Below are 7175 nucleotides of genomic sequence, written 5' to 3' on the forward strand. Positions count from 1 at the left end.
ACTACTTGGTGTCCTTCGGCTCGTCCTCGTCGACGACCTCGGCGTCGACGATGTCCTCGTCGTCCTTCTTCTCGCCATCGGCCGGAGCGTCCGAGGGGGCGCTCTGGGCGGCCTGCTCCTGCGAGTAGATGGCCTGGCCGATCTTGGTCTGGGAGGCGTTGAGAGCGTCGAACGCGGTCTTGACGGCCGCCTCGTCGTCTCCGGCCAGCGCGGTCTTCAGCGCGTCGACATCGCCCTGGACCTCGGACGTGACATCCTCGGGCAGTTTGTCCTCGTTGTCCTTGATCAGCTTGTCGATCGAGTAGGCGAGGGTCTCGGCGTTGTTGCGGATCTCGGCCGCCTCACGGCGGGCCTTGTCCTCGGCGGCGTGCTCCTCGGCCTCGCGGACCATGCGGTCGATGTCGTCCTTGGGCAGGGACGAGCCGCCGGTGATCGTCATCGACTGCTCCTTGCCGGTGCCCTTGTCCTTCGCCGAGACGTGCACGATGCCGTTGGCGTCGATGTCGAAGGTGACCTCGACCTGCGGGATGCCGCGGGGGGCCGGAGCGATGCCGGTCAGCTCGAAGGTGCCCAGGTTCTTGTTGTCGCGAGTGAACTCGCGCTCGCCCTGGAAGACCTGGATCGCGACGGACGGCTGGTTGTCGTCGGCCGTGGTGAAGGTCTCGGAGCGCTTGGTCGGGATGGCCGTGTTGCGCTCGATGAGCTTGGTCATGATCCCACCCTTGGTCTCGATGCCCAGCGAGAGGGGGGTCACGTCGATCAGGAGGACGTCCTTGCGTTCGCCCTTGAGGACACCGGCCTGCAGCGCAGCGCCGACCGCGACGACCTCATCCGGGTTGACGCCCTTGTTCGGCTCCTTGCCGCCGGTGAGCTTCTTCACGAGTTCGGCCACGGCCGGCATACGGGTCGAGCCGCCGACGAGGACGACGTGGGCGATGTCCTCGACCTTGACGCCCGCCTCCGCGATCACGTCGGTGAACGGCTTGCGGGTGCGCTCGATCAGGTCGCTGGTGAGCTCCTCGAACTTGGCGCGCGTCAGCGTCTCGTCGAGGTTCGCCGGGCCGTTCTCGGTGAGCGAGAGGTAGGGCAGCTGGATGCTGGTCGACGTGCTGGAGGAGAGCTCCTTCTTCGCCTGCTCCGCGGCTTCCTTGAGGCGCTGACGCGCGATCTTGTCCTTCGAGACGTCGACGCCCGTGGACTCCTTGAAACGCTTGACCAGGTGGTCGACGACGCGCTGGTCCCAGTCGTCGCCGCCGAGGCGGTTGTCGCCGGAGGTCGCGCGGACCTGGATGGTCGAGAAGTCGTCGTCCTTACCCACCTCGAGGAGGGAGACGTCGAAGGTTCCGCCGCCGAGGTCGAAGACGAGGATGAGCTCGTCCTCCTTGCCCTTGTCGAGGCCGTAGGCGAGGGCGGCTGCGGTCGGCTCGTTGATGATGCGCAGGACGTTGAGGCCGGCGATCTCTCCGGCGTCCTTCGTGGCCTGGCGCTCGGCGTCGTTGAAGTAGGCGGGGACGGTGATGACCGCGTCGGTCACCTTGTCGCCCAGGTACTGCTCGGCGTCGCGCTTGAGCTTGCCCAGAATGCGGGCCGAAATCTCCTGCGGGGTGTACTTCTTGTCCTCCACGCCGAAAGTCCAGTCGGTGCCCATGTGGCGCTTGACGGAGGCGATGGTGCGGTCGACGTTGGTGACGGCCTGGCGCTTCGCGGTCTCGCCGACGAGCACCTCGCCGTCCTTGGTGAACGCGACGACCGACGGAGTGGTGCGGAAGCCCTCGGCGTTGGCGATGACAGTGGGCTCGCCCCCCTCGAGGACGGCCACGACAGAGTTGGTGGTTCCCAGGTCGATGCCTACGGCACGGGACATATGCGTTGTTCTCCTTCGCGATCGGCCCTCGCGCGGGCGGCGGGCCGGTCAGTTGACGGGTGGTGCGGAATCCTCTGCAGGACTTGAGTTCCACAGGCTCAAGTTTAACGGCCACCCTCTCGACGTCAAGTCGAGAAGCTAAAAGGTGAGCCGAGTCGGCTCAACTCTCAGCCTCGCGCCGCGGCACTTCCGACCGTTCACCTCCTCCCCCTACGGTGAGCCCATGACGACGCGCACCGGACGCTGGCCCGTCCTGGCCTGGGGCCTGTGGGACTGGGGCGGCTCGGCCTTCAATGCGGTGGTGACGACGTTCGTCTTCACCGTCTACCTGACGAGCGACGGTCTTTTCGGCACACCGAGCGGAGTCTCGGCCGCCCTGGGCTGGTCCCTCGCGGCCGCAGGCATGGTCGTCGCGGTCATCGCCCCGATCTCGGGCCGACGGGCGGACGCGGGCGGGCGCAGACGCTTCTGGCTCGGGATCCACTCCGCCGTCGTGGTGCTGTGCATCCTGCTGATGTTCTTCGTCCGCCCCGATCCCGCCTTCCTCTGGCTGGGGCTGGGGCTGCTCGCCGTGGGCACCGTCTTCTTCGAGTTCGCGAGCGTCAACTACAACGCGATGCTCACCCAGGTCTCGACGCGCGCAAGCATCGGCCGCGTCTCGGGATTCGGCTGGGGAATGGGTTATGTGGGCGGCATCGTCCTGCTGCTCGTCGTGTACTTCGGCTTCATCTCTCCGGAGGTGGGCCTCTTCGGCGTCAGCGGCGAGGACGGGCTCGACGTGCGCGTCTCGATCCTGCTCGCAGGCCTCTGGTTCGCGATCTTCGCCCTCCCGGTGCTGTTCGCGGTGCCCGAGACGCCCGCACGGGTCGGACGGGCGGAGCGGATCGGCCTGCTCGCCTCCTACCGCGCACTCTTCGCTCAGATCGCGACGCTCTGGCGCGAGAGCCGCAGCACGGTCACCTTCCTGATCGCGAGCGCGGTGTTCCGCGACGGGCTGACGGGCGTCTTCACCTTCGGCGGAGTCCTGGCGCAGGGCACGTTCGGCTTCACCGCCGGCGAGGTCATCCTGTTCGCGATCGCCGCGAACGTGGTCGCCGGGGTCGCAACCATCTCGGTCGGCGCGCTCGACGACCGGATCGGCCCCAAAGCCGTCATCGTCACCTCCCTGGTCGGGCTGCTCGTCACCGGCACCGCGGTGTTCGCGCTGCACGACGGCGGCACGACGGTCTTCTGGATCTTCGGGCTGCTACTGTGCCTGTTCGTCGGCCCCGCGCAATCAGCCAGCCGCAGCTACCTCGCCCGGCTCATCCCGGAGGGGCGCGAGGGCGAGATCTTCGGCCTCTACGCCACGACGGGCCGCGCCGCCTCCTTCCTCGCCCCGGCGGCCTTCTCCGCCGCCGTGTCTATCGCCGCCGCCGTGTCGGGCAACGGCGAGGCGAACGTGCAGTACTGGGGCATTCTCGGGCTGGTGGTCGTGCTCGCCGTCGGCCTGGCGCTGCTGCTGCCGGTGCGGCGCCCGCCGTCGGGCGCACCGCTCGCGCAGGACCCGCAGAACGCGCCAGAGCCGCAGCAGACGCCTCCCGCTCGCCTAGAGTGACCGGGTCGCGCCGACGCGGCGTGAAGGAGGATCGGGAATGACGACACGTCCCGTGGACCAGCGGCTGCCCGGCCCCGAGCGGCACACGCAGGAGAACGTTCCCGCGGTGGAGCGCCCCTCCACGACACCCGCGTCGGAGTGGCCGACGGCCGGGACCGCCGTCCCCGCGGCGGCCGCAGACGCCACCGGCGACGAGAGCGCCGCACCCGCGCAGCCCACGTCGGTCCGGGTCCGCAAGAAGCGCCGCGAGTCGCGGAGCACCCGCGCCCGGCGCATCGTGCGACGGATCGGATTCGTCGCGCTCGCCATCGGTCTGCTCGCCGCGCTCGCGGTCGTGATCGTCCTCATCGTCGCTCCGCACGACCTGTTCTGAGGCTGCGCCTCGGAGCCTGCGCCTCGGCGCCTGCATGTCAGGGCCTGCGGGCTCGAAGCCTGCGTTTCAGGTCCTCCGGGCTCTTGGCCCGCCGTTCCGGCCGCGCCGCTCGGGCCGGCCGTTCCGAGGAACGACGAGCGAGCTGCGCGATCAGGTCGCGAGCCAGAACACGATCAGCAGAAGCGTGACCAGGAACCCGGTCAGGAAGTTGAGCGCAAGGAAGCGCTTCCAGCCCGCGTTCGCGCGTTCCGCCTCCGCGTCCGACAGCGATCGATACGGCCAGATGCTCATCGCGTAGGGCAGCGCGAGCAGCGCAGCGAGCGTCCCCGGCCACGGCAGGAGCAGCAGCAGGAGCCCGCTCGCCACGTACGCTGCGATCGCGAAGCGGGTGGTCGCCCTCGCTCCGATCACGGTCGCGATCGAGCCGATGCCGCCCGCACGGTCCGCGAGGATGTCCTGCACCGCCCCGAAGGCGTGGCTGGCGATGCCCCAGAGGAAGAAGGCGACGAGCAGCGCCACGAGCGGGCCGGTCACGGTCGTGCCAGCGAGCGCGATCCCATAGACGGCGGGGCTGACGAAATGGGTCGCCGAGGTCAGCGAGTCGACGAAGGGCCGCTCCTTGAACCTGAGCCCCGGCGCGCTATAGGCGATCACGGCGAACACGCTGATCGCGAGGACCAGCCACGACACCGGCGAGCCGAGCAGGACCAGAGCGGCGAGGAACGGCACGTTCGTGGCGACAGCGGCGATCAGCGTCGCTCTGTGCTCACTGCGGTCGAGGACGGCGCCCTCGACGCCTCCCTTGCGGGGGTTCCGGAGGTCGGACTCGTAGTCGAAGACGTCGTTGATGCCGTACATCGCGAGGTTGTACGGGATGAGGAAGTAGAGGGTGCCAAGCACGAAGGCGACGTCGACCTCGCGCGTGGTCAGCAGGTAGGCCGCCGCGAACGGGTAGGCGGTGTTCACCCAGCTCAGCGGGCGGCTCGAGACGAAGAGCGCGCGCAGCCGGTTCACGCCTCGCTCCGTCGTCGAGCGGGGAGGAGGGTCCACAGGGCGGGGAGGGCGAGAGCCGCGGCGATGGCGTAGGCGAAGTCCTCGATCGGAGCGACGCCGATGCGGATGCCCGAGATCAGCTCGTCGTCGTAGGCGACCAGCAGGCCCACGCCGATCATCACGTTGTCGAACACGGCCGTCATCAGCAGCAGCACGGCGAGCGTGCCGAGCAGAGCGGAGGCGCGCAGGGTGCGTCGGCGCAGGGCGACGAGGAGGAGCACGAGCACCACCGCGAGGAACACGGTGTTGAGCAGGAGATAGGTCATGCGCGCTCCCCCACCCTCCGCTGCGCGCCGCGCCGCGAGAGGAAGCCGTGCACGTCCATCGTCAGGTAGCAGAGGAGGGTGAGGAAGAGGACCTCCTCGATGGGCAGCTCGGGCGCGAGCTGAACGCCGGTCATGTAGGGGGTCTCGCCGCGGAAGAAGACGCCGAGGCCGATGCCCACGAGATCCCAGACCAGGAAGAACGCCACACCGGCCGGCAGCACGATCGCGGCCCGCCGCGCATCCGCCCAGAAGAACAGGCCGAAGCGCCGGTCGAGCACGACCATCCCGGTGATCGAGACAACGAGCGCGAGCAGGTAGAGGATCCCCACGCCTACTCCCCCGCCGCAGCGAGGACGGACGCAGACCCCTCCACGACGCTCGGCGCGACGGGGGCACTCGGCGCCTCGCGCACCGGCAGGGGCTCGGTCGAGACGTCGCCGCGCACGCGCTTGAGCATCACCTCGGCGCTGATGACGCACATCGGCAGTCCGATGCCCGGGATCGTCGAGCTGCCCGCGAAGAATAGACCGTCGACGTGCCGGCTCACGTTGCCGGCGCGGAAGAAGGCGCTCTGTGAGAGCACGTGCGAGGGGCCCAGCATCGAGCCGCGCCAGGCGCCGAGATCGTTCTCGAAATCGGCCGGGCCGATGGTGCGGCGTACGACGATGCGCTCGGCGAGGTCGACCGCGCCGGTCCAGGTCGCGATCTGCTCGATGACGGAATCGGCGATGGCCTCGACGCGCGCATCACCGGCGCCGTCCACTCCGCCGCGGCCGATCGAGGTGTCGGCCGGGATGGGGACGAGCACGAACAGGTTCTCGTGCCCCTCCGGAGCCACGCTCGGGTCAGTCGCACTCGGCCGGCAGACGTAGATCGAGGCGGGATCCGGGACGCTCGGCTGCTCGCCGAAGATCTTCCCGAAGTTCTCGCGCCAGTCCTCGGTGAACAGCAGCGTGTGGTGCTCGAGCTGCGGCAGCTCGCCGCGGACGCCGAGCAGCACCAGGACGGCACTCGGGCCCGGCTCCCGGTTCTCCCAGTACGCCGGCGGGTAGGTGCGCAGCTCCTCGGGCAGGAGCGACTGCTCGGTGGTGAAGAGGTCGGAGGCGTTGACGACGAGGTCGGCCGGGATCCGCTCACTGCCCTCGGGGCCGGCGAACTCGACTCCGACGACCTCGGCGCCGTGGCGGCCGCCGCGCGGCGATCGGGCGGTGAGGATGCGGGTCGCCGGCGAGGAGGTGCGGATGCGCACGCCCGCCTCCTCGGCGACGTCGGCGACGGCCTCGATCAGCGTCGTGAATCCGCCCATCGGGTAGAGCACGCCGTCGGCCAGGTCGAGGTGGCTCATCAGGTGGTACATGCTCGGCGCGCTGAACGGCGACGACCCCAGGAACACGGCGGGGTAGCCGAGGATCTGGCGGAGGCGGTTGTCGGTGACAGCGGTCGCGGCGAAGGTGTCGAGTGGGGTGAGCAGCAGCCGGCCGAGCTTCCCGGTGCGGCTGAGCACGTCGCGGCGCAGCAGCGGGAGGAGAGAGGAGAAGCTGGTGTAGAGGAAGCGGCGCTTGGCGACCTCGTAGGTGTCGCGCGCGGACTCCAGGTAGCGGCGCATCCGCTCGCCCGCACCCGGCTCGATGCTCTCGAACAGGGCCAGGTTCGACTCGAGGTCGGCGAGCACGTCGATCGGCTCGTCCACGCCCTCGCTGTAGACGCGGTAGCCGGGGTCGAGCTTCACCAGGTCGAGGCGCTCTTCGGCGCTCGTGCCCATCAGGCGGAAGAAGTGGTCGAACACCTCGGGCATGAGGTACCACGAGGGGCCGGTGTCGAAGCGGAAGCCTCGTGCTCCCACGAGCCGGCCCGGCCTCCGACGACCTCGCGGGCCTCGAGGAGCGTCACGTCGTAGCCGTCGCGAGCGAGGAGCGCGGCGGAGGCGAGGCCTCCGATCCCGCCGCCGACGACGACGGCGCGGTGCGGCCCGGCCTTCGAACGGGTCGCCCTGGCCGGTCCGGGGCCCAGCCTCGGCGCAAG

General features: G+C 69.7%; 6 protein-coding genes and 1 pseudogene. 2 read left to right on the forward strand and 5 right to left on the reverse strand.

The window, feature by feature from the left end; all coding sequences use genetic code 11:
- Nucleotide 1: 1 nt before the first annotated feature.
- Nucleotides 2-1864 carry a molecular chaperone DnaK gene (gene dnaK, locus ACH61_RS04475; protein WP_068209070.1) on the reverse strand — a complete coding sequence of 621 codons (1863 nt, stop codon included), beginning with the start codon at nt 1862-1864 and terminating at the stop codon, nt 2-4.
- A gap of 223 nt (nt 1865-2087) precedes the next feature.
- Between dnaK and ACH61_RS04480 the strand changes: the two genes are divergently transcribed.
- On the forward strand, nt 2088-3461 hold the full coding sequence (locus ACH61_RS04480) for an MFS transporter (RefSeq protein WP_068209095.1): 1374 nt from the start codon (nt 2088-2090) through the stop codon (nt 3459-3461).
- Nucleotides 3462-3498: 37 nt separating this feature from the next.
- Nucleotides 3499-3834 carry a hypothetical protein gene (locus tag ACH61_RS04485; RefSeq protein ID WP_068209073.1) on the forward strand — a complete coding sequence of 112 codons (336 nt, stop codon included), beginning with the start codon at nt 3499-3501 and terminating at the stop codon, nt 3832-3834.
- Between the two features lie 150 nt (nt 3835-3984).
- On the opposite strand, the gene ACH61_RS04490 is transcribed toward ACH61_RS04485, so the two are convergent.
- The 4 genes and pseudogenes from ACH61_RS04490 to crtI all read right to left on the reverse strand — a co-directional run bounded on the left by ACH61_RS04490 (nt 3985) and on the right by crtI (nt 7163).
- Nucleotides 3985-4848, reverse strand: a complete 864-nt coding sequence (locus ACH61_RS04490; RefSeq protein ID WP_068209076.1) for a prenyltransferase — start codon at nt 4846-4848, stop codon at nt 3985-3987.
- A complete protein-coding gene (locus tag ACH61_RS04495; RefSeq protein ID WP_068209079.1) occupies nt 4845-5153 on the reverse strand; it encodes a lycopene cyclase domain-containing protein in 309 nt (102 codons plus the stop codon). Before ACH61_RS04495 ends, ACH61_RS04490 begins: the two co-directional genes overlap by 4 nt.
- Complete coding sequence (locus ACH61_RS04500) at nt 5150-5482, reverse strand: lycopene cyclase domain-containing protein (protein ID WP_082845018.1); 333 nt, start codon at nt 5480-5482, stop codon at nt 5150-5152. Before ACH61_RS04500 ends, ACH61_RS04495 begins: the two co-directional genes overlap by 4 nt.
- 2 nt (nt 5483-5484) lie before the next feature.
- Nucleotides 5485-7163, reverse strand: a pseudogene (crtI, locus tag ACH61_RS04505) (phytoene desaturase family protein).
- Nucleotides 7164-7175: the final 12 nt, after the last annotated feature.

The organism is Rathayibacter tanaceti (genome assembly GCF_001634385.1).
Lineage (GTDB): Bacteria > Actinomycetota > Actinomycetes > Actinomycetales > Microbacteriaceae > Rathayibacter > Rathayibacter tanaceti.

Coding starts and splice junctions, on each gene's coding strand:
- ACH61_RS04485 (WP_068209073.1), top strand. CDS start 3,499: ATGACGACACGTCCCGTGGACCAGCGGCTGCCCGGCCCCGAGCGGCAC.
- dnaK (WP_068209070.1), bottom strand. CDS start 1,864: ATGTCCCGTGCCGTAGGCATCGACCTGGGAACCACCAACTCTGTCGTG.
- ACH61_RS04495 (WP_068209079.1), bottom strand. CDS start 5,153: ATGACCTATCTCCTGCTCAACACCGTGTTCCTCGCGGTGGTGCTCGTG.
- ACH61_RS04480 (WP_068209095.1), top strand. CDS start 2,088: ATGACGACGCGCACCGGACGCTGGCCCGTCCTGGCCTGGGGCCTGTGG.